Here is a 24,029-nt window from a genome sequence, read left to right as displayed (position 1 = left end):
GATCATCAGCTCCTTCGGAATGCGTGCCGTGCGAGTCGGGCTGCCGCGAAGCCGCTCACGAGGGCGGCTGACGCCAAGGCAAGGCCCGGCCATCCAAGAGGTGCGGTCTCCAGTACCGACTGCAGCGGCGGGAGGTAGAGCGCTGCCGCCCCGAGCAGGGCGGAAGCGAGGACGGACAGGGGCAGGAAGAGGTTCTCCCGGGTCAGCAAGCGGGTTCGCAGGCCCAGCACGACGCCGAGCTGCGCAGCGAGCAGGGACAGGAAAAGGACGCTCTGCCAGGGCAGGCCCCAGGCCCGTGCGACCGTCCCCGCAGTGAGGCAGGCAGCTGTGACGACCGCGGCGAGCATCACGAGGCGCTGCCAGGCGCCCGCGCCGAGGATGTGCTGGCCGGACGGCCTGGGGGGCCTGTGCATGGCCTCCGGGTCCACCGGCTCGGCGCCCATGGCCACGCCGGTCAGACCGTGGGTGAGGAGGTTGATCCACAGGATCTGACCCGCCCGGAGCGGGAGCGGAAGGCCGAGGAGGGGGCCGATCAGCATGACGAGAATCTCGGCGGCGCCGCCGGCCAGACCGTAGACGAGGAAGCGGCGGATGTTGTCGTAGACCCGGCGGCCCTCCTCGACGGCCGCGACCACGGTCGACAGGTCGTCGTCGGTCAGCACGAGGTCCGCAGCTTGGCGGGCGACCTCGGTGCCCCGCTGCCCCATGGCCACCCCGATGTCCGCGCGGCGCAGGGCGGGGCCGTCGTTGACGCCGTCGCCGGTCATGGCGGTGACGGCCCCCTTCGCCCGCCAGGCATCGACGATGTCGAGCTTCTGCTGCGGATCCGTCCGGGCGAAGACCCGTGCGGCGGTGAGGTCGGCCACCCGGCCGGCTGCCAGATCGGGGCCGTTGACCACGGTCTCGTCATCGGTGTCCGCGCCGGCCAGGCCCACGCGGGCGGCGATCGCGCGTGCCGTGGCCGGGTGGTCCCCGGTGATCAGCACCGTGGTGATACCGGCCGCGTGGCAGGCGGCGAGAGTGGCCGCTGCCGCGGGCTTGGGCGGATCACTGATGGCGACCAGGCCCAGGAGCCTCAGTCCCGCCTCGGCCGTCTCCGCGCTGTCCGGTTGCTCGCCGTGTTCGGCGGAGGCCACGGCGAGTACCCGGTATCCGCGGGAGGCCAGGATCGCCGCCTGCTGCCGGGCGCCGGCCACGAGGTCGGCGCGATCGGCGAGAAGACCTGCGTCCAGCACCACCTCCGGGGCACCCTTCAGACACACCAGGGCACCGCCGGAGGGCAGGCGGTGGACTGTCGTCATGCGCTTGCGCCCGCTGTCGAACGGGATCTCCCACGTCCTGGGGTGGGTACGCCTGAGGAGCTCCGGCTCGCCGCACCCTGCCTTGACGGCGGCCGACAGGAGGGCGGCTTCCATGGGGTCGCCGACGGCGGTCCACCGGTCCTCGTCCGGGGGCGTTTCCTGGGGCGGCCGCAGGGAGGCGTCGTTGCAGAGCGACGCGGCGGTCAGCAGCTCCTGTACGGGTCCCAGCTCGGCCGCCGTCGGCTGCCTGCCCTCGACCAGGACGTCTCCCTGCGGTTCGTACCCCACCCCGAAGAGGTCGACCGCGGCCCGAGGCGTCCACACGTGCTGGACGACCATGCGGCCTTCGGTGAGGGTGCCGGTCTTGTCGGTGGCGAGGACCGTGACGGAGCCGAGGGTCTCCACGGCAGGGAGCCGACGGACGAGAGCATGCCGGGCCGCCATGCGCCGGGCTCCCAGAGCGAGGGCCAGGGTCACGACGGCCGGCAGGGATTCCGGGACCGCTGCGACGGCCAGGCTGATCGCCGTCACCGCCATGATCCCGAGCGGCAGGCCCTGTACTAGCCCGAGGGCGAAAACCACCAGGCAGAGGGCCAGGGTCACGACGGCCAGGATGCGCCCCAGCGAGGCGAGACGGTGTTGCAGGGGTGTCGGCGCCCGCTTGGTGTCGAGGAGGGCGGCGATCCGGCCGAGTGCGCTGTCGGGTCCGGTGGCCCTCACCGTCGCCACACCCCGGCCTCGGACGACGACGGTCCCCGCGCCCACCACCGAATCGCCCTTCTTGTCCACGGGGACGGATTCCCCGGTGAGCATGGATTCGTCGATCATCAGGGCGGACGCCTCGGTGACATCGGCGTCGGCCGCCACGATGTCGCCCTCGGCGAGAAGCAGGACATCGCCGGGCACCACGAGGGCGGCGGGGACCTCGCGTGGTGCGCCGTCCCGCAGGACCCGTGCCTTCGGTGCCGACATCGCGGAGAGAGCGGCCACGGCGTGGTCGGCACGGGTCTCCTGCACGACGCCCACGGTCGTGTTGACGACGATCACCACGGCGATGACCACCGCGTCGGCGTGGTCGCCGATCGCGATCGTCAGTACCACCGCGCCCAGCAGCACCATAATCAGCGGATCGCGCAGCTGGGCCAGCACCCTGGCGTACCAGGGTGTCGCCGGAGCGGGCGGGATCTCGTTGCGGCCGTGCTCGGTCAGTCGGCGTTCCGCCTCGACGTCGGTGAGGCCGTCGGGCGTGCGGACAGCTACCTCCGCGGTGGCCGGGGTCATCGCCATGGCGGTCCTATTCGGCCGGAACCGTGATCACCGGGCAGAACGCCCGGTGCAGCAGTCCGTGGACGACGGAACCCAGGCGCATGCCGGAGTAGCCTCCGCGTCCGCGGCGGCCCACCACCACGGCCAGGGCGTGCTCGGCGGCCTCCGCGAGCTCCTCCACCGGGTGCCCGATCGGGACCTCGTGGGAGAGCACCACGTCCGGGTACTTCTGCGACCAGCCGGACGTGGCCTCGGACAGCATCCGCCGCTGGGCCTGCAGTGCGACCTCCTCGTCGTGGAGCAGGAAGACCGGCGGCTGCCATACCGCGATGGCGCGCAGTGCGGCGCCGCGCAGGTCGGCTTCCTCGAAGGCCAGCGCGAGCGCGGCCTTGGAGGACTCACTGCCGTCGATGCCCACGACCAGATAGGGCGGCCGCTGGGTGATGTGTTCCGGGTTTCCGACCACGACGACCGGGCAGCGCGCCTGGGCCGTGATCGGGACCACCGTGGAGCCGGCGCTGAAGTACTCCGCGGTCCGGCTCAGGTGGCGGGATCCGAGCACGAGCATGCGGGCTTGGTGGGACAGGCGGCCGATGGCGGGAACGGGGATTCCTTCGATCAGTTCGGTGGCCACTTCGGCCCCCGGGTGCCGTTCCCTCGCCCAGTCGGTACCGGCCGCGAGGGCTTCCGAGCCCGCCTGGTGCAGGGCCGTGGTGCGAGGGGTGCCGTTGACCTGCCGCTTCTGGTGCGACGGAGGCACGGCCACGACGAGCCGGAGATCGAGCCCACGGCGGTGAGCCTCGTCCGACGCCCATGCCAGGGGCAGGTGCCAGTCCCTGGCCGGGTCGATGCCGACAACGATCTCGCGGCGTCCGTCGGTGGCCCTCACGATTCGTCTCCGTGCTTGTCCGTGTGGCGCGGGATGAGCAGCACGGGGCAGTGGGAGTGGTGCACGAGGCTGTGGGTGTGCCGCCCGAGGGTGGGTCCCAGGTACGCGGACGCCCGCCGCCCGCCCATGACCAGCAGGTCGGCGTGTCGGGAAGCCTCGACCAGGACACCGGCGACGGACACGCTCTTCTCGGCGTCCGCCCGCACGGTGAGGTCCGGGAACTCCTGGCGGACCTGCTCGGCTACCGCGGTCAGGTGCCGGACGTATTCGTCGGCGATCTCCGTGACGTCGTCCATCATGGTCACCACGCTGCCGACGGACTGGAGCACGTTCCACACGTGGAGCAGCCGCAGCTCCGCCTTGCGGAGCTCGGCCTCGCGCGCCGCGTGACGCACGCAGTCCAGATCGTGCTCGTCACGGACCCCGACGAGCACCGTCCCGTTCTCGGCGGCGCTGTCGGTTCCCCTGACGACGATGACGGGCGTCTTCGCGCCGGCCGCGACCTTCAGGCCCACGGATCCGAGCATGAGCGAGTTGAATCCGCCCAGGCCACGGTTGCCGACCACGATGGTGCCTCGAAGGCCGGCGGCCCGGTGCAGGCTTGCCACGGGGTCGCCCCGACTGAATTCCGTGGTGGCGACCAGGCCGGGGTGCTGTTCCTTGACCGCGGCGGCGGTTTCGTCGAGCAGTTCGCGGCCGGCGCTGCGGACGCTCTCGATGGTCTCGGCGGATACGTAGAGGGCCCGGCCGTCCGTGTCGGCGCCGTACACGATGTGTAGCGGACGCCCGCGGCATTCGGCCTCTGCCGCCGCCCAGAGGGCGGCCTGACGGGCGGGCTCGGAGCCGTCGACACCGACGATGACGGAGCCGAGTTCCGAGCCGCTGACGGTGTTCTTCATGATTCCTCCTCGCCCGTGGCCACTGGGAGTCTGATCTCACGCTGACACCTCAGACTCGTCAGGAAGAGGGCCGCTCAGGACCTTCATGAGGGCCAAAGGTCCCTGCCGAGGACGGTGTGCAAGATCCCTTTCGAACGCGTTGGCCGGACTGGCCTGGTCCTTCCTGTTCACGCTCCGGTGTCCAGCCACCCGGGGTACCGCTGGAGGGACTCCGGCCGCATGTCGCCGTAGGCGGCTCGTTTCATCTGGAGGGCGAGATCCTCCATGGCGCGAGCGACCGCGAGTTCGTCACCGACTTCCGGGACGTCGGTGTCCTGGGGTGCGCAGCGGGCGGTGCCGTGGCCCGTGAGCCTGTTCGTGCCCGTGTCGAGCTCCAGGCGGGCCTTCGTCGTCCGGTCCTCCTCGAAGAGGTAGAGACGGACCTTCCACTCAGCGGTGTGTGACATGGCAGGCCTCCGGTTAAGGGGTCAGGGCTTCGTGAGGCGGGGAGTACGCCGGCCCCATCGCCGCAGTTCGTCCGTGCCCCAGACGAGGACGGGGAAGGTCGCGATGAGGGCGACTACGTCCAGCGGCAGTGCGGCGGTACCGAACAGACCTTGCAGCGGCGGCGCATAAACGAGGGCTGCGGTGAAGGCGAGCTCGAAGGCGATGCCCGCCAGGAGCAGGGGGTTGGTGAACAGGCCTATGTCGCGCAGGGCCGCATGGTCGGTGCGGGCGGCGAAGGCGGTGCCGACCTGGCAGGTGACGATGCCGGCGAACGTGGCTGTGGTTGCGGTGATGTACGCGTGGTGGAGGGGGCTGCCCGTGCCGGTGGGGTCGCCCGGGTGCCAGCCCGCGCGCCACAGTACGTAGAAGAACGCGCCCATGACCAGGATGGCGGAGACGGTACCGAGGTAGCCCCAGCTGCGGATGAGCATGTCCCGGGAGATGACTCCTTGCGAACTCGGGCGGGGCGGGCGGCTCATGGTGCCCGGCTCGGCTCGTTCGCGGCCGAGGGCGAGGGCGGGGAGGGTCTCGGTGCCGAGGTCGATGGCGAGGATCTGCAGGACGGTCAGCGGGAGCGGGACGGTGCCGGCCGACAGCGCGAAGACGAGGAAGGGGACGACCTCGGGGGTGAGGTGGGCGAAGATGTAGACGATGAACTTGCGGACGTTGTCGTAGACGCGGCGGCCGGACTCGATCGCGGTGACGATGGTGGCGAAGTTGTCGTCGGTCAGCACCATGGTGGATGCCTCACGGGCCACGTCCGTGCCGGAGAGTCCCATGGCCACGCCGATGTGGGCCCGGTGCAGGGCGGGGGCGTCGTTGACCCCGTCACCGGTCATGGCGACGATCTGCCCGTGTGCGCGCAGGGCGTCGGCCACCTTCAGCTTGGTCTCGGGTGAGGAGCGGGCGAAGACGACTTCGGCGTCGGCCGATGCGAGGAGTGCGTCGAGTTCGTGGTCGCCGACCGACTCGGACTGTGCCACCACCTGCAGACGCGGCAGGCCGATGCCGACTTCGCGGGCGACGGCCGCAGCGGTGGCGCCGTTGTCGCCCGTGACGATGTGCACGCGGAGTCCCGCCTCGTGGCAGCGCCGGACGGCGGCGGCGACCTCGGGGCGTGGTGGGTCGTACAGGCCGACGAGCCCGAGCAGGCGGAGCCCGGTTTCCGCGTCCTGGCGACGGGTCGGTACCTCGGCACCGGCCGGCAGGGTGCGGACGGCGACGGCCAGGACGCGCATGCCTTCGTGGGCGAGTTCCTCCGCCGCGGCGGCCGCGGACCGCGAACTGCCTACCAGGGTTTTCAGCACCGTCTCCGGCGCGCCCTTGACGATGACGCGCAGGCCCTGCACGGAATCGGCGTGGACGACGGACATCAGACGCAGCCGGGGGTCGAAGCGGAAGAGGGCTCGCCGCCCGGTGTCACGGCCATCGAGGTCGACGGGTGCGGCTCGGGCAGCGGCGCCTTCGACCAGGGCCTTCTCCGTCGGGTCGCCGTGCAGTTCGCCGTCCTCGCCTCGGGTGACCGTGGTGCACAGCGCGCTGGTTCGCATCAGCTCTCCGTCCCAGGGGCCGGGCTCCCTTCCGTGTTCCGGCGTCCACACGGCTTGGAGTCGCATGCGGTTCTGGGTGAGGGTGCCGGTCTTGTCGGTGCAGATGACGTTGGTGGAGCCGAGGGTTTCGACGGCGCTCAGGCGTTTGATCACCGCTCCCTGGCGGGCGAGGACGCGTACGCCGACGGCGAGTGCGAGGGTGATGGTCGGCAGCAGCCCCTCGGGGACGTTGGCCACGAGGAGCCCGATGGCGAACATGAGGGTGTCGGTCAGCGGCATGCCCACGGCGACACCGGCCGCCAGGAACACGCCGCCCATGGCGACCGCTACGGCGGCGATGAGCCAGGCGACCTTCTTGACCTGCTGTTCCAGGGGGCTGGGGTCGCGCCGGGTGCGCTGGCTCAGAGCGGCGATGCGGCCGAGTTCCGTGTGGTCTCCGGTGGCGAACACGATCGCCTGGGCCTGGCCCCCGGTGCAGACGGTGCCGCTGAACACGAGGTTGGGTTCCTGCAGCAGCGGTGCCCCGACGAGTCCGGGGCCGGCGATGCGTTCCGCGGGGGTCGACTCCCCCGTCAGCATCGACAGGTCGACCTCGATGCCTCCCTCGGTCAGCCGTGCGTCGGCGGGAACCTTGGCGCCCTCTTCGAGAACGACCAGATCACCCGGCACCAATTCTCTTGCCTCCACCGCCGAGGGCCGGCCGTCGCGGATCACCAGGGCGTGCTCGGGCAGGTACTTCGCGAGAGTCTCCACCGCCTGTTCGGCCTGCCGTTCTTGGAGGAGCGCGAACGCCGCATTGACGAGAACCACGGCGATGATGGCCCATCCGAGCACGGGGATGCCTGCGACGAACGCCAGCGCTGCGGCCGCCCAGAGCAGCAGGGCCAAGGGGTGGACCAGCTGCCGTACGAGTTCACGTCCCAGTGACGTGCGCGCCTTGCGGCGGACCTCGTTCGGACCGTAGACGGCAAGGCGGCGGGCCGCCTCGCGTGCGGAGAGTCCGCTCGGCCCGGTGCCGAGTTCGCGCCTCAGGAGCGGCAACGGTTCGAGGGGGTCGGGGCTCGGGGGCAACCCGCCCGCCGGGGATGGGGGCCGGGTGCCTGCCTCAGTCATCGCCGGGCCCCTGTTCGCGCCGGAGCCTGCCGGACCAGCGTGGCTCCACGGCCTCCCACTCATGCTCCCACCGGGCCAGACTGCGGGTCTCGGCGAGGTGGAGGCGAAGACGGATCACTGCTCCCGAGGCAAGGGCGAGCAGTGCGAAAGCTCCGGCTCCCGCCGCTGCCGCCGTGAGCGCGCGTTGAGCTTCGGGCGAAGGCGCCTGCGCTTCCCTGCCCGCGTCATCGACCCAGATCGCGACCGTCCGATCTGCCGGAGTGCCGAACGGGACGGAGATCGTGTCAGAGTGCTGGTGAGCGGCCGGGTACTCCCAGATGGCTGGTGCAACCACCCGCGAGGTGCCGCCTGAGCGGTTGGAGACCGCGCGCTCCGCGGAACCGACCGTCGTCGCCTCAATCTGGTGCCGGTGGCGGGCCGTTTCCCTGGCGGTCCGGCTTTCGGAGTCCCAGACGGCCGTCGTGACGACGACGCCGCAGAGCAAGGCGATCAGGAAGGACAGTACGAAGACGACGTTCCAGCGGCGCCGGGTCCGGTCGACCGGCCGACGCAGCCCGTTCGAACGCGCATCGAACAGCCGACGCACCCGGCCGGCTCTCGCCGGACGCGATTGCGTGGGCCCGTCTCCGGGCGTGGCGGCCTCGGACATCGCTCACCCCCGTGCGCTCTGATCCTGCCCGGCCGCTCAGCGGGGAGCGGCGAGTTCGGCGCTGATGTGGTGCGCCCACGTCCGGATCCGCTCGGGATTGCGGAAATCTCCGCCCTTGCCCGCCCGGACCATGGCCCGAGCGATGAACCCGGGCGTACCGGAGGTGATGCTGCCGCCGAAGGTGACGTGCTCGCGTGCGCCGAGGCGCTCGATCTCCCGGGCCACCGCCGGCACCGGCGCGATGTCGCGCTGCTCGGCGGAACTGTCGACGGGGCCGCTGCTGAACAGGTAGACCGGGCGGTGCTTGAGGAGCTGCTCGTTGCGTTCGGCGCAGCGCTTGGCCTTACCGCTCCAGTGTCCGGCGTACAGGGCGCCTCCGAGTACCACGGCGTCGTACCCGCGCACGTCGTCCACGTCGTCGGCGGGGATCACGACGGCGTCGAGGCCGTCCTCACGCAGGGTCCTGCCGATCTCGGATGCGATTCCGGCGGTCGCACCGTGCTTGGTTCCGTAGGCGACCAGGACGCGCTTGGAAGTCATGGCGACTCTCCGTTGCTCTCTGTTGTGGCGCGCTTGAGCGCCTTCACGTGGTGTCTTCCTTCACTGTCGTGAGGGGGACCGCTGCTCCGCTTGGGGCCATCGGGTCCCGGATGGGGCCGTTCGGCCCTCCCCGTACCGGGCCAGTTCGGCGGCGGCCACGTGCTGCTTGACCGCGGCGAAGCCGTCCGGGGCGACGGAGATGGAGTCGATGCCGGTCTTGACCAGGAACTCGGTGAATGCGGGGTCGTCGCTGGGGCGCTGGCCGCACAGTCCTACCGGGCGGCCGGCGGACTGTGCGCGCGGGACGAGGCTCTGGATGCTCCGGGTGACGGCCGGGTTGGTCTCGTCGAAGACGTGGGCGAGGGCTTCGGAGTCGCGGTCGACGCCCAGGGTGAGCTGGGTGAGGTCGTTACTGCCGATGGAGAAGCCGTCGAAGCGTTCGGCGAAGTCCTCGGCCAGGATGACGTTGGCGGGAATCTCCGCCATGACGTAGACCTTCAGCCCGTTCTCCCCGCGCCTGAGGCCTTCCTCGGCCATGACGTCCAGGACCCGGTCGGCCTCCTCGAGGGTGCGGCAGAAGGGGATCATGATGATGACGTTGGCCAGGCCCATCTCGTCGCGGACCCGACGCAGGGCCCGGCATTCGAGGGCGAAGCCCTCCCGGTATCCGTCGCTGTAATAGCGGCTCGCACCCCGCCAGCCGATCATCGGGTTGGCCTCGACCGGTTCGAACGGCCGGCCGCCGAGGAGGCGTGCGTACTCGTTGGTCTTGAAGTCGCTGGTCCGTACGACGACGGGGGCGGGCCACCGGGAGGCGGCGATCCGGGCGATGCCGTACACGAGGCGGTCGGTGAAGTAGCGGGTGCGGTCGAGGTATCCCTCGGTGAGCTGGTCGACTGCGCAGCGATCGGCGGGTTCGAGGCGTTCGGGGTGCAGCAGGGCCATGGGGTGGACCTTGACCTGGTGCGCCACGATGAACTCCAGGCGTGCCAGTCCGACGCCATCGGCCGGCAGCCGCCACCACCGGAAGGCGGCGGAGGGGTCGGCGAGGTTGAGCATGACGCGCGTCCGGGTGGCAGGGATGCCGGCGAGGTCGGTCTCGGTCTCCTCGTAGGCGAGCAGCCCGTCGTAGACCTTGCCGCGTCCGCCTTCGGCGCAGGAGACGGTGACCTTCTGTCCGTCGTGCAGGGTCTGTGTCGCCCGGCCGGTGCCGACGACGGCGGGGACGCCGAGTTCGCGGCTGACAATCGCTGCGTGCGAGGTGCGGCCGCCGTGGTCGGTGACGATGGCGGAGGCCCGCTTCATGATCGGCTCCCAGTCCGGGTCGGTGATGCCGGTGACGAGCACCCCGCCGGACGGGAAGCGGTCGAGGTCGACGGGAGTGTCCAGAACGACGACCGGTCCGCTGCCAATGGCTTCGCCGACGGCGCTGCCGTCCACGAGGGGTGTACCGGCCGTGGCCGTCAGGCGGCAGCGGCGCAGGGTGGAGGCTGTGCGGCGGGACTGTACGGTCTCGGGCCGGGCCTGCACGATCCACAGGTCCCCGGTGAGGCCGTCCTTGGCCCATTCCAGGTCCATGGGGCAGCCGTAGTGCCCTTCGACGGTCAGCGCCCAGTCGGCGAGGAGCCGGACCTCGGCGTCGGTCAGGACCCTCCGCGAGCGCTCCTCGATGGTCGTCTCGACGGTCCGGGTCAGTCCCTGCTCCGCGTAGACCGCCTTCCGCCGCTTCGCTCCGACGCGCACGTCGATCAGCGGGTCCAACTCCGGGTCCTTCAGGCCGGGCTTGAAGACGGTGTACTCGTCGGGGTCGACCTGCCCGCTGACGACTGTCTCACCGAGCCCGAACGCCGCGCTGATGACGATTACCTCGGGGAATCCGCTCTCGGGGTCGAGGGTGAAGATCACGCCGGCGCCGGCAAGATCCGAGCGGACCATGGTCTGGACGCCGACGGAGAGGGCGACCTGAAGGTGGTCGAAGCCCATCCGCTCCCGGTAGTCGATGGCGCGGTCGGTGTAGAGGGACGCGTAGCAGCGGTGCACCGACTCCAGCAGCCGGGCGGTGCCGCGCACGTTCAGGTACGTCTCCTGTTGGCCTGCGAAGCTGGCCTCCGGCAGGTCCTCGGCGGTGGCGCTGCTGCGTACGGCGACTTCCGGGTCCGCACGTCCTTCGTCGCGCCCCAGCTGCTCGTACGCGGAGACGATCTCGGCCCGCAGTCCTGGGGGCAGCGGTTCGGCGAGGGTCATCGACCGGATCGCGGCCCCGACCTCGTCGAGCGCGGCGCCGTCGCGCAGGCGCCCGATCTGCTCCTCGATCCGCCCGCGCAGTCCGTGCCCGTCGAGCAGCTCTCCGTACGCGCCGGCCGTCGTGGCGAACCCCGGGGGAACGCGCACGCCGGCATCGGCCAGGTGGGCGGTCATCTCGCCCAAGGAGGCGTTCTTGCCCCCGACGCTGCCGACGTCCAGCCGGCCGAGTGCCGCGAACGGGATGACGCGCCGTGTGCTTGCCATGACGACCTCCGGACTCAGTACGGGAGCGGGCGGCCGGACGGCGTGCGGAGGTCCAGCGGCGCGGGCTTGGGGAGCTGCTTCTGGCGGGGCTGGATCCGGATGCGCTGCATCGTGGCCACCTCTTCGGGAAACGGAGCCCGGAACGGCCTCCGGATTCCACGATCACGCCGGGAGGTGGCCGTGCCGCAGTGCCGAGTGGGACAGCAGCGAGGGCCGACCGGTCCGTACCTCGGTGGGGCCGACCTGCCCATGGGGGGCCGGGCCTTAACGGTGTCCACTGATCAGCCGGCTTCCATGCGGAACCACCTCTGCCGACCCGCGGGCAGGTCCGCAGCCACGCCACGGGGCAGGCGCAGGGGAAGGGGCGGCGCCGTTCGGGAGAGGGGCACCGCGATACCCAGTCTGCCCGGGACGAACCGGATGCGAATGCCTCGGTGACCCAGGCAGTCGACGGTGAAGGAGCAGCGCGGTACCTCCCGGAGCGGGACGGGTTCGATGCGCAGTCCGTCCGGGCCGACCTCCAGTCCCACGATGCCCCGTTCGATGAGGTCGAGGGTGCCGGCCATGGCTCCGAGGTGGATGCCTTCGCCAGTGGTGCCGCCCTGGATGTCCATCACGTCGCCGAGCAGGGCTTCCTCGCAGTACCGCCAGGCGTCGGGCCCCTTGTGGCGGGACAGGACCCAGCCGTGGACGAGAGTGCTGAGCGTCGAACCGTGGCTCGTGCGCTGCAAGTAGTACGCGACGGTCGCCCGCCAGAGGTCATCGTCCAGCCTGTAGCCGAGCCGGGCGAAGACATCGTGCAGCTCGTCGGGGCGGAAGAGGTAGCCCAGCATGAGGGTGTCGGCCTGCTTCGACGCCTGGTAGCGGTTGACCGTGTCGTCCTCGGACTCCAGGATCCGGTCGAGGCGGCGGATGTCCGTGTACCGCGCGCGATAGGCGTCCCAGTCCAGCTCGGCCAGATCGCCGTAGCCCTCGAACTGGCTGATGACGTTGCCGTGCGAGGGGATGTGAAGGCGGCGTGAGACGTCCTCCCAGCGGTTCAGCACCTCTGTGTCGAGGCCCAGTTGCTGCTCAAGTTGGCGCCTTCGCGTCCGCGGCAGCTCTGCGGCCAGCTCGAGTCCTCGGGCCAGCACCCATGCGGCGGTCACGTTCGTGTAGGCGTTGTCGTCGATACCGGGAGTCGCGGCCCCGGGATAGGCGTCGTGGTACTCGTCCGGGCCCACGACCCCGCGGATCCGGTAGCGCTCCCGGTCGGTGTCGTAGTCGGCGACCGCTCCCCAGTAGCGGGCGATGCTCAGGATCAGTTCGGCGCCGGGGCCGTACAGGAAGCCGGTGTCACCGGTGGTCTGCGCATATCGCCAGACGTTCCAGGCGATCGCGGAGCCCACATGGCGCTGGAGGCGGGAGTGGTCCGGCAGCCAGCGGCCGGAGCGCGGATTGAGGTGCAGCGTCTGCGTTTCCTCATGCCCCGAGCTTGCGCTCTGCCAGGGGAACATCGCGCCCGGCCGCCCGGCCCGCTGCGCTGCGGCACGGGCTGCGGGGAGGCGTCGGTGGCGGTACATGAGCACGGCGCGTGCCACCTCGGGGAGGTGCAGGGTGAGGTAGGGGGTGACGAACAGCTCGTCCCAGAAGACGTGGCCGCGGTACGCCTCTCCGTGCAGGCCTCTGGCGGGTACGCCGGCGTCGAGCTCCGCCGTGTGCGGGGAGAGGGTCTGCAGGATGTGGAAGGCGTGGAGGCGCAGGATCCGGCCGGCCTCCCCGGGCACCTTTACTTCGCCTCGGCTCCACAGGTCTTCCCAGGCGGCCTTGTGACCGGCGAGCGCGGTCGCGAAGTCCGGTGCGTGCGTGACGTGTTCGACCGCGGACGTGAGCGGATCGCCCACGGGCCGGTCCAGTGAGCTGTAGAAGGCTGCGGACTTGAGGACGACGACGGGGTGACCGCGGGAGATCGGCAACCGGAACGTCTGCGCCGTCGCCGCCTTCGTGCAGCTCAAGGTCACGGCGGCGGCCAGGGGCCGGGAGGACGTGCGCACCGCGATACCGATACGGATGCGGAACGATGTCGTTTCGCAGGAGAGCCAGGCGACGCCGTCCGCTCCGGCGCCGGCACGGTGGCCGGTGAGGTGGCGCCCGTCCAGGGCCCGGTACCGCGCGACGCCGGCATTGGTGACGTCACCGTCGAGAACGGACTGGATCTCGATGGTTCCGCGCCATCCGTACGCGTGGAAGGTGCTCTGCTGGGCGGCGAGGTAAGGGTCCGCCATGTGCACCAGCCGGGTGTGGGTGACGCCGAGCCGTCGGCCGTGGCCGTCCTGGAACAGCATGCGACGGGTGAGGGTCCCCGCGTTCAGGTCCAGGACGGTGTGGTGGTGACGCAGGCTCGGGTCGTCGGGAGAGAGCCACTCCCCCGCCGTCCCGTCGTCCGGCAGGCAGCGGTAGCGCACCCGGGTCCAGTCGGGGAGGTTGACCATGTCCTCGTTGCCGACCTGCTTGCCGGCAACCTGCGAGGGGAGCCAGTTGTAGCAGCCCGCCGCGTAGGTGCCGGGATAGTGCACGGCGTCGGCGGGTGATTCGGGGGCGGCTCCGCGCGTGGCGAACCGGCCGTTGCCGAGGGTGCACAGGGCCTCGACCGCCCGCTCGGCCTTCGGGTCGTAGCGGTCGAAAGTCCAGGTCCACGCGGTGTTCACGGCAGCTCTCCGACAACCGTGTCAACGACGGCGGTGAGGTCGGGGAGCACGACATCCGCGCCGCGAGCCCGCAAGGTCGCTGCGGCGGACGTGCCGCCGGACCGGTCGAGGCCGATCACCAGGCCGAAGTGACCGCGTCGGCCTGCCTCCACCCCGGCCAGAGCGTCTTCGACCATCGCCGCGTCGACGGGGTCCACGTGCAGCCGGCGTACCGCTTCCAGGAACAGGGCGGGGTCCGGCTTGCCCGCCAGGGTCAGCCGGTCGGCATCCGTGCCGTCCACGAGCACGTCGACGAGAGGGGCGATCGCGGCGAATTCCAGCAAAGGGCGGGCATGTCTGGATGCCGATACCGCGGCGCACCGCATCCCCTGGGCGCGCAGCGCTTCGAGTGCGGGACGGACTTCCGAGAACGCCTCCATGGCTACGGTCTGGAGCGCTTCCGTGAAGGCCCGCTCCTTTCGGGCAGCGACCGCCCATGCCGTACCGCATCCCGGCGGATCCGCGGCGTTGCCCGGCGGCAGCTCGATGCCGCGGGCGGTCAGAAAGGCGAGAGCGCCGTCGACACGGGGTTTCCCGTCCACCAGTTCCCGGTACTCCCGCTCGGCGTCGAAGGGCGGCTGGGCCGGGTGGTCGGTGCCGGCCGCCCAGGCGTCGAGGCAGCCGTCGAAAGCGGACTTCCACGCGGCTGCGTGCAGCGCGGCGGAGTCGAGGAGGACCCCGTCGGTGTCCAGGACGACGGCTCGAATCGGGCTCACTGCCGGATCACCCGGCGCCCGGTGGTCCGGATCGCGGCGACCTTCATCCAGTGGGTCCGCGGACCGCCGGCCCAGGGCAGGGAGTACGCGACGGCATCGAGCCGGCCGAGTTCCTCCGCATCGGTGACGCCTTCTGCCTCGCCCACGGCCATGACGCTCCAGCCCAGGCGCGTGACGTCGTCGATGTGGTCGACCTCGAAGGCCACCTCCGTCCCGGCGGCCCGCGCGAGCACCGCGTCACCCGAGGTCCTGAAGGCGATGTCGCGGCCCGCCACGACGTAATTGACCGGGAAGATCGCCGGACCGTCCGGGGTGAAGACTGCGATCCTGCCGACCCCGTGCGTGGACAGCAGCCGCCGGCACTCGCCGTCGGACAGCTCGACCAGCTCGGCGTCCAGCGCGGCCGTTCCTCTGCCGGGCGGGTACTCCGTCGTCGCGCCGGAGAGATCCGCGGTTGTCGTCCCCAGCGCGTCGGCGAGTCGAACGAGGGAGCCGATCGCCGGCGCTGCCGCGTGTTCCTCGAGGTAGGCGATGTACGCGCCGTCGGCCCCGCAGCGCTCACCCAGTTGGTCCCGGGTGAGGCCGAGTTCCTCACGGCGCATGGCGATCCGCCGCCCGAGGTCGGTGCGTCCGGCCGGCGCCTCCGCGGCGCCCTGCCCGTGTCGGGTTCTGCTCATCGTCTTCACATCCTCCCGGTGTCACGGCCGGGTTTCGGAGGTATCACCGTCAGGCTGAACCGGACTCGACCGGCCGCGCATGGGCCGGTCGGTCCCCTGCCGGGTCCTGTCGGCCCCCTGCCGTCCCCCACACGCGGTGCGATGGTGAGAACCGGATCCCCTGACCGAAGGGAGGGCCTGTCGTGTCCGAGACAGCCCCGCGCTCCGCCACCGCCCTGCCCAGACCCGCCCTCCTGCGGTTGCTCGGTGCGGTACGCACGGTCACCCTCAGCAAGTTCCTCATCGAGAGCGACCACGCCCGCATCCTGGTCGACCGCGGGCTCTTCCAGGGTTTCGCGGACCTGAGCCGTCGCAACTGGGAGAAGCCCGGATTCGATGCCTCCGACCTCCGCGCCGTGGTCATCACCCATGCTCACCTGGACCACTGCGGCTATCTGCCGCGTCTGGTCCGGCACGGCTTCCGCGGCCCGATCCTGTGCACCGCGCCCACCGCCCGGCTCGCCGGACCGAGGTCGTCCTGCACGAGCTGGCCGAACTGCGCCGCGACGGCACGCTGCCCGGGGACGTACCCGTCTACGTCGACAGCCCCATGGCCCTGGCCGCCCTGGACGTCTACCGCGACACCCTGCGCGCCCGCTCCCCCGAAATCCGGCCCGAGATCCTGGCCCAGGGCGAAGCGGCGTTCAGCCCGGAGCCCTTCCCGGCCGCCCGTACCGTCCAGGAATCCATCGACATCAACAACGCCACAGGGCCCCCGGTCATCGTGGCCTCCGCCGGCATGGCCACCGGCGGCCGGGTCCTGCACCACCTCCACCGGCTCCTACCCGATCCCCGCAACGCCGTCGTCATCGTCGGTTTCGCCGCCGCCGGAACGCGTGCTCGTGACCTCGTCGACGGCGCCCGCGCCCTGAAGATGTTCGGCGAGTACATCCCCGTACGCGCCGAGGTGGCCGACGTACCCCATTTCTCCGCCCACGCCGACGCCGACGCCGACGCCGACGCCGACCAGATCATCGACTGGCTGCGGGGCGCACCCGCACCGCACACCACCTACCTGGTCCACGGCGAGGAGACCGCCGCCGAGACCCTCCGGGACCGCATAGACCGTGAGCTGGGCTGGACGGCCGTTGTACCCAAGCCCGGCGAGGCCGTACTGGTCCGCTGACATGGGCCGTACGGGCCAGGCGGTAGGTACCGCGAGGCCCTCCCGTACTCCAAGGACCGGCGCGAGCCTGAAGGGGGAGGGCTGGAGGCACACCATGATCACCATGAACACTCTCCGCCCACGCCCACCACGTGGACATCCCCGCCGGAACCCGCAGCTTCACGGAACGGCGGCGGGCCGTCTGCTTCCGGGCGAGAACGGCGCCGTCACCACCCGCCCTGCCCACGCCCGCTGAGGACCAGCCATGACCTCCACCCCGTACACCGTCAACGACGTCATGACGAAGACCGTCGTGACCGTCACTCCCGCCGCCGATTTCAAGGAGATCGCCACCGCGATGGAGCGCTGGAAGGTCACTGCCGTCCCGGTCATCGAGGGGGAAGGTCATGTCGTCGGCGTCGTCTCCGAGGCCGATCTGCTCACCAAGGAGGAGTTCCACGAACACGGACCGAGCCTCATCGAGCAGATGCGCCGCCTCGGCGACACCGCGAAGGCCGGATCGGTCCGCGCCGAGCAGCTGATGACGAGCCCCGCCGTCACCATCCGCCCCGACGCCACGCTCCCCCGGGCGGCCCGCCTGATGGCCGACCGCCGCATCAAGCGCCTCCCGGTCGTGGATGCCGACGGCACTCTCCTCGGCATCGTCAGCCGCGCCGACCTCCTCAAGGTCTTCCTCCGCTCCGACGACGACCTGGCCGCCGAGGTCCGTCGCGAGGTCGTCGAGCGTCTCTTCCCGCTCTCGCACCGTGACATCACGGTCGACGTGACGCACGGCGTCGTCATCCTGGGGGGAAGGATCCGCGACCCCCACCTCATCCCCGTGGCCACGCGCCTCGCCCGGGCTGTCGAAGGCGTGGTCGGTGTGCACTCCCGACTCGAAGGCCCCGCATCCCCCTGACCGCTGTCCCTGCGCTAGGGGGCCAGGTCCCGCTTCATCAGCAACGTGTGGCCCAGGACGAGCCCCACCACTCCGACCCCGAGCAGAACACCCAACTGCGGCCACAGCACGTGGCCCTGCGCCAGTGCGTCACCCGGTGTGTAGTAGGGGAAGGGACTGATGAACCGCAGGGGCGCCGCCTTGGACCAGGCCGGCGCGATGACGTTCAGCACGAAGCCGACCGCCCCGATCGCGATCGGGGCACCGATCACCTGGGCGCGTCGGATCCCCCATGCGGACACGGCCAGAGCCGGTCCGGCCAGGCACAGAGCGAAGCCGCACCCCATCAGCCCGGCGGCGAAGACACCGCTGAGCGGCACGTCCCGGTGGATGTCCGGCGACAGCCAGACGCCTGCCGCCACCGTCAGTGTCGCCGCGGCATTCAGGGCGAGGGCGGCGATCAGCACGGCGGCCGTCCGCTCCGCGAGCAGCCGATTGCGGGTCACGGGGCGCACCATGATCAGCTCGATCGTCCCGGATTCCAGGTCGGCCGCCACCGCCGCCGCGGCCAGGGCACCGATCGCGGTCAGCTGCATGGCGATCCAGAAGGGATGCACCAGCCCGGCCCCGAGCAGCCCCGGATAGCTGGCGATCGAGACTTCTCCGCCCGACCCGCTGAACGCCCGGTACGCCGACGGCGTGCCCTTCCCGCCCACAGAGAACAGTTGCCCCGGCGCGATCGTGTTCGCCACCACCACGATCAGCGTCTCGAAGACGACCATCCCCACCACCAGGGCCATCAGCATCCGCCGACGCCGGTGCAGTGCCAGCCACAGCAGGGGCCACCGCGTCTTCACAGCGCCGCCCCCGCCGCCTTGCCGTTGCGGTACAGATCTAGGAACGCCTCGTCCAGACCCGCCTCCTCCACGATGACGTCAGCCACCCCCACGAGGTGGTGGGAGCACTGCGCGAACTACTGGCCCCGCGGACACTCTTACGGCAGCGCCGTTCATCGCCCTGCCTCCCGGAAGCCCACCTCGCCGAGACTGTACGGCGGACGCCGCTGCGACGACCGCTGCAGGGGTTGTCCGCTTCCTGCAAGCGGTAGCACCCCGGCGATCAGACTCTCGGTCCGGACCTTGCGAAGCGCAGTAGGCACCCCGACCGGCACGTAGCCGGGAACAACTTCCAGACAAGCGCGGATCGCCGACGAAGCCTCTTCGACGTCTGTACCTGCACGAAGCCTCACCTGACGCAGCGTCAGGAAGTCAGCATTGGGTCAGCATTCGTAGACATACACCCACCCACGGACGCCCACAGAGGGGGAAGGCCCCGCACCGTCGAAGGGCAAGCGCGGGGCGCGATCGGAAGCGCCGAGACTTCAGTAACCGGAAGGCGCCTGACCCTCGCCCCACAGGGCCGCCTCTCTCAAGTTATCGCAGGTCAGCGCAGTCGTCCGCGTGGTTTGAGGTGGGTCGGGGGCAGGTCAGGAGCCAGAAGTGGAGGGCCGTCATACCCCTTCACCTGGCCGAATTTGGTCCCATTCATCCAGTCCTCGCGGGCCTGTGCGATATCCTCGTGGGAGCGGCCAATCCAGTTCCAGAACGTAACACGAGATATCCATCTTCGTGCAGGTCAGGAATGGATTGGAACCTCTGGGGTCAGCAAAAGGTCAGCATTGGCGCCCCAGGAGTCCCGCACCGCATGGCAACGAAGTCTCTGCCCCACGGCATGGGCACCTTCTACAAGGACTGCGAGCACCCGCAGTCCCGCTGGTCGAAGTGCCCACACGACTACACGCTCCGTTACCGCAACGCGGCCGGGAAGCAGACCGAGGAGGCCGGCTTCTCCACCCAGGAGAAGGCGATCGCCCGCCTCACCGCGGTCTACCAGGAGAAGAAGGCCGCTCCCCGGAACGGGAGCAAGGCCGACCGCATCCAGAAGTACGGCGCGATGCAGTTCCGCGAGTACACCGCGGAGTGGAAGGCCGGCCAGCGCGACCTCGCCGAGTCCTCGCTCCGCACCCTGGAGTCCCTGCTCGAGCACCACATCCTCCCGACGCTCGGCAGCCGTCGGATGAGCACCTTCGACCACAAGGTCGTCGACGGCTTCATCCGCACCATGGAACGCAACGGCGCCGGCCTGGCCGCGCAGTCCAATGCGTACGACAAGCTGAAGTCGATACTCCTCGACGCGCATCGCCTCGGCCTCTTCGACGACAACCCCCTCGTGGGCGTCAAGCCGCCTCAATACGACGCTAAGCGTGCCGTTATCCCCTCCCCGGCGCAGCTTCAGTCCCTGCGCAGCGCCGGGGACGACCTGTTCCGACTCGTAGTGGAACTCATGAGCGGCTGCGGCCTGCGCAATGGCGAGGCTGCTGCGGTCAACGTCAACAACATCGTGGCCGACGACGTCTATCGCGTCACCGAGCAGGTCAACCAGACAACCAAGAAGTACGACCGCCTCAAGCACCGCAAGACCTGCACATCGAGGACGGCGGCCCCCATCCCCACCCTCCGCGACAAGTTCCGCAGCCCGGCCGCGAAACTGCCGGACCTGTGGGGCCTGCATGAGGATGAAAACCTGTACTGGATGATCGAGGCCAAGGGGGGCAACGCCCGCAGCCCCCGGCTCTGGGAGGGCTGGAAGCAGCTCCAGGGCGGCACCAAGATCCTCCACGAGTACGCCCACCGGCGGATCCTCGTCGGGGCCAGCGTCCAGCCCCAGGGCGACCTGTTCCTCACCGTCGACCACGACCACCACCCCGGCAAGGAACCGCTTCAGCCCGCCGCGGGCCCCGCTTCGCCCCAGCCGCCGGGGTCTCCGGAGGACCATCTCGGCGACAGCAACGACGCCCTGATGGGCACGGCCCGCGCCCAGATGCTGGTGTACCTCGCGCTCAGCGGCGCGCGGCCTTCGCGGCTGAAGACCGTGGCCCTGCCCGCCGACCAAACGAGCCGACGCCGCGGCCCCCGCGGGGTGACAACCCCTCTGGAGCACGACTCGCGTGCCCGCGCGATGCGCAACGCTGTCCGTGCTGAGACCTCCGACAGCGACCAGCCCGGTCGCCGGGGGCATGCCCGGGCCCTCGGCCTCGACGACTTCCTCGCGTACCGCGTTCCGGCACCGAACTGCGCCTGGGCATGTCCCGGCAGCTCTTCGCCGCCTGTGCCCAGCTCCACTACGAAGACCAGCTGATCGCCGAGCGCACCCCCGGTATGCGTGCCGAGGACCTTCGGTCCGACGAGCCCGCCAGCGAGGAAGCGTACGAGCGCCGGCGCCAGACCCAGCGGCGTGTCTTCCGCGAGCGCCAGGAGGAAGAGCGGGCCCGGATCGAGCCCCGGGTTCGTGCCGCCTTCGAGCACGGACGGGACCTCCCTTGGCAGGAGCTGCTGCACCCCCAGAGCGACCCTCGTCTCGACCTCGACGAAGACCCCGGCCTCCTCGAAGCCGCGACGGCGGAGACGTACCTCGCGGTCCGCGAGGACGATCTCCCCCACCACGAGCGCTGACCGGCTGCGTCGCCGCCGCGATTGTCACAGCCCCCACCCCGAGCTGGATGGCACCGATAGGCTCCAGATCAGATGCGCAGCGCCTCCATCGGCTCGCCGCGCGAAAACTCGGGGTGGGAGCGACGTGCAGCTGTCGAGGGTTCGTATCGACTCCGATTCGTGCCCATGACAGAGGAAGACGCTTGGCGAACTGTGACCGCTGCAGCTGGCCCGGGCTGCGAGAAGCGGGCCCGGACAAAGCCAGCGCCGACCGTACTGGCTACCGTGTCCACGGTGAACTGGACGAAGATGAAGCAAGTCACTGCTGACGACGACCGCGGCCTGTCCGCGTGGAAGTTCGGCGCACTCATGCTCGGAGCCTTCACCGTCGTGGCGGCGTGCGCGCTGGTGGGAGGCTGGGCCGGGCTCATCGGCATCGTAGTGACCGCCGTCCTCCTCGTCGGTTTCGCGGCCGCTCGTCTGTAGAGCCCTCCTGGAGAGGGCGGCCCGGTCATGGACCGGCAGTCGACATGCTGGTGGCCGGCCCGTGGAGTGGGCCGGCCATCGAGGCATTGCGGAGGTGGGGTCAGGCGCCGGGGTCGTGGGCCGCGCCGACGAGCTCTTCGAGGAGGTCTTCCATGGTGACGAAGCCGAGGACGGTGCCCTTGCTGCCGGTGACGGCCGCGAGGTGGGTACCCGCCGCGCGCATCGCGGTCATGGTGTCGTCCAGCGGGGTGTCGAGCGCGACCTTGGTGATCGGGTGCAGCGACGCACGCGCGAAGGGCTGGTCGCGCTCGGGGGCACCGAGGGCGTCCTTGATGTGCAGGTAGCCCAGGATCTCCTCGCCCGGTCCGGTGACCGGAAGGCGCGAGAAGCCGTGGTGCGAGGCCGTGCGCTCCAACTGTCGCGGGGTGATGTCGTGGCCGACGGTCGCCACGCGCTCCAGGGGCACCATCACCTCGCCGACCGGCCGGGTGCCGAGCTCCAGGGCGTCCTGGAGGCGCTCGCCGTCCTCGGGGCCGAGGAGACCGGCCGCGGACGAGTCCTTGACCAGGCGGGCGAGTTCGTCGTCGGTGAACACGGAGCCGACCTCGTCCTTGGGCTCCACCTTCAGCAGCCGCAGCAGCGCATTGGCGAAGGCGTTGATGCCGAAGACGAACGGCCGCAGCGCCCGGGTGAGGGCGACCAGCGGTGGCCCGAGAAGCAGCGCGGTGGGGGCCGGGGCGGCGAGGGCGATGTTCTTCGGCACCATCTCGCCGACGAGCATGTGGAGGTAAGTCGCCAGGGTGAGCGCGATGACGAAGGCGATCGGGTGGATCAGCCCATCGGGCACGCCTATGGCGTGGAAGGGCGGTTCAAGCAGGTGGGCGATGGCCGGCTCCGCAACCGCGCCCAGGACCAGGGAGGAGACGGTGATGCCGAGCTGGGCGGTCGCCATCATCGCCGAGAGGTGCTCGAGCCCCCACAGCGTCGTCTTGGCCCGCCGGTTGCCCTTGAGGGCGGCCGGTTCGATCTGACTGCGGCGCACCGAGATCAGGGCGAACTCGGCGCCGACGAAGAAGGCGTTGGTGATCAGGGTGAAGGCGCCGATCAGCAGCTGGACCGCGGTCATCGGGCTCCCTCCGTATCGGTTGCGGGGACGGCGGGTGCGGCGATCGTGACCCGGTCCGCGCGGTGGTGCTCTATGTCGAGCACGGTGATTTCCCAGCCGTCGACGGTGATGGTGTCGCCTTCGGCGGGGATGCGTTCGAGCTGGGTGGCGATCAGGCCTGCGAGGGTCTCGTACGGGCCCTCGGGCACGTCGAAGCCGATCTCTTCCAGTTCGTCGAGGCGGACACTGCCGTCGGCCTCCCAGACCTGGCGGCCGTCCTGCTCGGGGCTTTCGATGAGGTCGGGGACCTCTATCGGGTCGTGCTCGTCGCGGACTTCACCGACGACCTCTTCCACGATGTCCTCGACGGTGGCGACACCGGCGGTGCCGCCGTACTCGTCGATGATCACGGCCATGGTTCGGGCCTTGCGCAGCCGCCCGAGCAGGGTGTCCACGGGAAGTGAGTGCGGCACGAGGAGAGCCGAGGTCATCAGGTCCGTGACCGGGGTCTTGACCCGCTGCTCCTCCTCCAGTGCGAGGACGTCGCGGATGTGGAGGGTGCCGATGACCTCGTCGAGGGTGTCGCGGTAGACGGGGAAGCGGGAGACGCCGGTGGCCAGCGTCAGGTTCGCCGCGTCGGCCGCGGTGGCGTGGGCCTCCAAGGCCTGGACATCGACGCGGGGGGTCATCACGTTCTCCGCGGTCAGCTCGGCCAGGTGCAGGGACTTCACGAACAGTTCGGCCGAGTCCGCCTCGATGGCTCCCTGGCGGGCCGAGTGCCGGACGAGAGCCACGAGCTCCTCCGGCGTACGGGCCGAGGCCAGCTCCTCGGCCGGCTCCAGCCCGAAGCGGCGCACCAGGCGGTTCGCGGTGTTGTTGAGATGCCGGATCAGGGGGCCGAAAGCGGCGGTGAAGGCGCGCTGCGGGCCGGCGACGACCTTCGCGACGGCCAGCGGGCGCGAGATCGCCCAGTTCTTCGGCACCAGCTCGCCGACGACCATCAGCACGACGGTCGAGAGCGCGACGCCCAGCAGCGTCGCCGTGGTGGACACCGCCCCGGAGGACAGGCCGAGGGCCTCCAGAGGTCCGCGCAGCAGCGCGGAAACGGACGGCTCGGCCAGCATGCCGATCACCAGCGAGGTCACCGTGATGCCCAGCTGGGCCCCGGACAGCTGGAAGGTCAGTCGCTTGGCGGCCTTCAGGGCACTCTCGGCGCCCCGCTCGCCGGCCGCGGCGGCACGTTCGAGCTCACTGCGCTCGACGGTGGTCAGCGAGAACTCGGCGGCGACGAACACCGCGCACGCCAGCGTCAGCGCCAGAGCGAGAAGCAGCAGCAGGACTTCGGTCACCGTGCCACCTCCGCTCCCGGCTCAACAATCAGCGGGCAAGGCGTGGCACGGCTCGTACTGGGAGGTTCACCCATTGCGGGTCTGCTGCTCCTTCTTCACTCAGGCGGACTGGCGCGGTCCACGCCAGGGGCGGTTCAGTATCCGCACGACAACTGTAAAGGAGCAGTAAAGCCCCTGGCCAGTGACGTCCCACACGGCGAGAGGGAGGGCCTTTTCGGACTTTCCCGCTCAACCGT

19 protein-coding genes and 2 pseudogenes are annotated in these 24,029 nt (G+C 70.6%); 6 read left to right on the top strand and 15 right to left on the bottom strand.

Annotation, left to right across the window (positions count from 1 at the left end):
- Positions 1 to 5: 5 nt before the first annotated feature.
- The 11 genes from ACZ7H1_RS29505 to ACZ7H1_RS29455 form a co-directional block, all read right to left on the bottom strand.
- Positions 6 to 2,588, bottom strand: coding sequence for a cation-translocating P-type ATPase (locus tag ACZ7H1_RS29505; RefSeq protein ID WP_470790842.1), 2,583 nt, complete (start codon positions 2,586 to 2,588; stop codon positions 6 to 8).
- A gap of 7 nt (positions 2,589 to 2,595) precedes the next feature.
- On the bottom strand, positions 2,596 to 3,456 hold the full coding sequence (locus tag ACZ7H1_RS29500; protein WP_470790841.1) for a universal stress protein: 861 nt from the start codon (positions 3,454 to 3,456) through the stop codon (positions 2,596 to 2,598).
- A complete protein-coding gene (locus tag ACZ7H1_RS29495; protein WP_470790840.1) occupies positions 3,453 to 4,355 on the bottom strand; it encodes a universal stress protein in 903 nt (300 codons plus the stop codon). Before ACZ7H1_RS29495 ends, ACZ7H1_RS29500 begins: the two co-directional genes overlap by 4 nt.
- A 167-nt stretch (positions 4,356 to 4,522) precedes the next feature.
- Entirely contained in the window at positions 4,523 to 4,801 is a 279-nt protein-coding gene (locus ACZ7H1_RS29490) for a DUF1876 domain-containing protein (protein ID WP_470790839.1), read from the bottom strand.
- 21 nt (positions 4,802 to 4,822) lie between these two features.
- Positions 4,823 to 7,432, bottom strand: coding sequence for a cation-translocating P-type ATPase (locus ACZ7H1_RS29485; protein WP_470790838.1), 2,610 nt, complete (start codon positions 7,430 to 7,432; stop codon positions 4,823 to 4,825).
- A 64-nt stretch (positions 7,433 to 7,496) separates the two neighbouring features.
- Positions 7,497 to 8,153 (bottom strand): Rv1733c family protein, encoded by a 657-nt coding sequence (locus ACZ7H1_RS29480; protein WP_470790837.1) that lies wholly within the window; start codon positions 8,151 to 8,153, stop codon positions 7,497 to 7,499.
- A 36-nt stretch (positions 8,154 to 8,189) separates the two neighbouring features.
- A complete protein-coding gene (locus ACZ7H1_RS29475; RefSeq protein WP_470790836.1) occupies positions 8,190 to 8,693 on the bottom strand; it encodes a flavodoxin domain-containing protein in 504 nt (167 codons plus the stop codon).
- A 60-nt stretch (positions 8,694 to 8,753) separates the two neighbouring features.
- The gene (ppsA, locus tag ACZ7H1_RS29470; RefSeq protein ID WP_470790835.1) at positions 8,754 to 11,201 is read right to left on the bottom strand and encodes a phosphoenolpyruvate synthase; all 2,448 of its coding nucleotides are present in this window, start codon (positions 11,199 to 11,201) and stop codon (positions 8,754 to 8,756) included.
- Positions 11,202 to 11,482: 281 nt separating this feature from the next.
- Complete coding sequence (locus ACZ7H1_RS29465; RefSeq protein ID WP_470790834.1) at positions 11,483 to 13,888, bottom strand: glycoside hydrolase family 65 protein; 2,406 nt, start codon at positions 13,886 to 13,888, stop codon at positions 11,483 to 11,485.
- Positions 13,885 to 14,643 (bottom strand): HAD family hydrolase, encoded by a 759-nt coding sequence (locus tag ACZ7H1_RS29460; RefSeq protein ID WP_470790833.1) that lies wholly within the window; start codon positions 14,641 to 14,643, stop codon positions 13,885 to 13,887. Before ACZ7H1_RS29460 ends, ACZ7H1_RS29465 begins: the two co-directional genes overlap by 4 nt.
- Positions 14,640 to 15,320: a helix-turn-helix domain-containing protein gene (locus ACZ7H1_RS29455; RefSeq protein ID WP_470790832.1), complete on the bottom strand. Its 681-nt coding sequence runs from the start codon at positions 15,318 to 15,320 to the stop codon at positions 14,640 to 14,642. Before ACZ7H1_RS29455 ends, ACZ7H1_RS29460 begins: the two co-directional genes overlap by 4 nt.
- 182 nt (positions 15,321 to 15,502) lie before the next feature.
- Between ACZ7H1_RS29455 and ACZ7H1_RS29450 the strand changes: the two are divergent.
- The 3 genes and pseudogenes from ACZ7H1_RS29450 to ACZ7H1_RS29440 form a co-directional block, all read left to right on the top strand.
- Positions 15,503 to 15,721: pseudogene (locus ACZ7H1_RS29450) on the top strand (MBL fold metallo-hydrolase); the annotation flags it as partial.
- Positions 15,722 to 15,795: 74 nt separating this feature from the next.
- Positions 15,796 to 16,485: an MBL fold metallo-hydrolase RNA specificity domain-containing protein gene (locus tag ACZ7H1_RS29445; protein ID WP_470790831.1), complete on the top strand. Its 690-nt coding sequence runs from the start codon at positions 15,796 to 15,798 to the stop codon at positions 16,483 to 16,485.
- Between the two features lie 244 nt (positions 16,486 to 16,729).
- Entirely contained in the window at positions 16,730 to 17,383 is a 654-nt protein-coding gene (locus tag ACZ7H1_RS29440) for a CBS domain-containing protein (RefSeq protein WP_470790830.1), read from the top strand.
- Between the two features lie 14 nt (positions 17,384 to 17,397).
- Here the strand turns inward: ACZ7H1_RS29440 and ACZ7H1_RS29435 are convergent, their stop codons facing one another.
- Both ACZ7H1_RS29435 and ACZ7H1_RS29430 read right to left on the bottom strand, forming a co-directional pair.
- Positions 17,398 to 18,219 (bottom strand): hypothetical protein, encoded by an 822-nt coding sequence (locus ACZ7H1_RS29435; RefSeq protein ID WP_470790829.1) that lies wholly within the window; start codon positions 18,217 to 18,219, stop codon positions 17,398 to 17,400.
- Positions 18,220 to 18,805: 586 nt separating this feature from the next.
- Positions 18,806 to 18,973 (bottom strand): annotated as a pseudogene (locus ACZ7H1_RS29430) (pirin family protein); the annotation flags it as partial.
- A 93-nt stretch (positions 18,974 to 19,066) separates the two neighbouring features.
- Between ACZ7H1_RS29430 and ACZ7H1_RS29425 the strand changes: the two are divergent.
- The 3 genes from ACZ7H1_RS29425 to ACZ7H1_RS29415 all read left to right on the top strand — a co-directional run bounded on the left by ACZ7H1_RS29425 (position 19,067) and on the right by ACZ7H1_RS29415 (position 21,339).
- Positions 19,067 to 20,560: a hypothetical protein gene (locus ACZ7H1_RS29425; RefSeq protein WP_470790828.1), complete on the top strand. Its 1,494-nt coding sequence runs from the start codon at positions 19,067 to 19,069 to the stop codon at positions 20,558 to 20,560.
- Positions 20,506 to 20,874, top strand: a complete 369-nt coding sequence (locus ACZ7H1_RS29420) for a hypothetical protein (protein ID WP_470790827.1) — start codon at positions 20,506 to 20,508, stop codon at positions 20,872 to 20,874. The genes ACZ7H1_RS29425 and ACZ7H1_RS29420 overlap by 55 nt, the downstream gene beginning before the upstream one ends.
- A 273-nt stretch (positions 20,875 to 21,147) precedes the next feature.
- Positions 21,148 to 21,339: a hypothetical protein gene (locus tag ACZ7H1_RS29415; protein WP_470790826.1), complete on the top strand. Its 192-nt coding sequence runs from the start codon at positions 21,148 to 21,150 to the stop codon at positions 21,337 to 21,339.
- A 100-nt stretch (positions 21,340 to 21,439) separates the two neighbouring features.
- On the opposite strand, the gene ACZ7H1_RS29410 is transcribed toward ACZ7H1_RS29415, so the two are convergent.
- Together ACZ7H1_RS29410 and ACZ7H1_RS29405 are read right to left on the bottom strand one after the other, a co-directional pair.
- The gene (locus ACZ7H1_RS29410) at positions 21,440 to 22,465 is read right to left on the bottom strand and encodes a hemolysin family protein (protein ID WP_470790825.1); all 1,026 of its coding nucleotides are present in this window, start codon (positions 22,463 to 22,465) and stop codon (positions 21,440 to 21,442) included.
- Entirely contained in the window at positions 22,462 to 23,793 is a 1,332-nt protein-coding gene (locus ACZ7H1_RS29405; protein ID WP_470790824.1) for a hemolysin family protein, read from the bottom strand. Before ACZ7H1_RS29405 ends, ACZ7H1_RS29410 begins: the two co-directional genes overlap by 4 nt.
- Positions 23,794 to 24,029: the final 236 nt, after the last annotated feature.

The organism is Streptomyces sp. NPDC037401, assembly GCF_055602345.1.
Note: the sequence above shows the minus strand (reverse complement) of the source record. Positions and strands in the feature narration are given on the sequence as shown.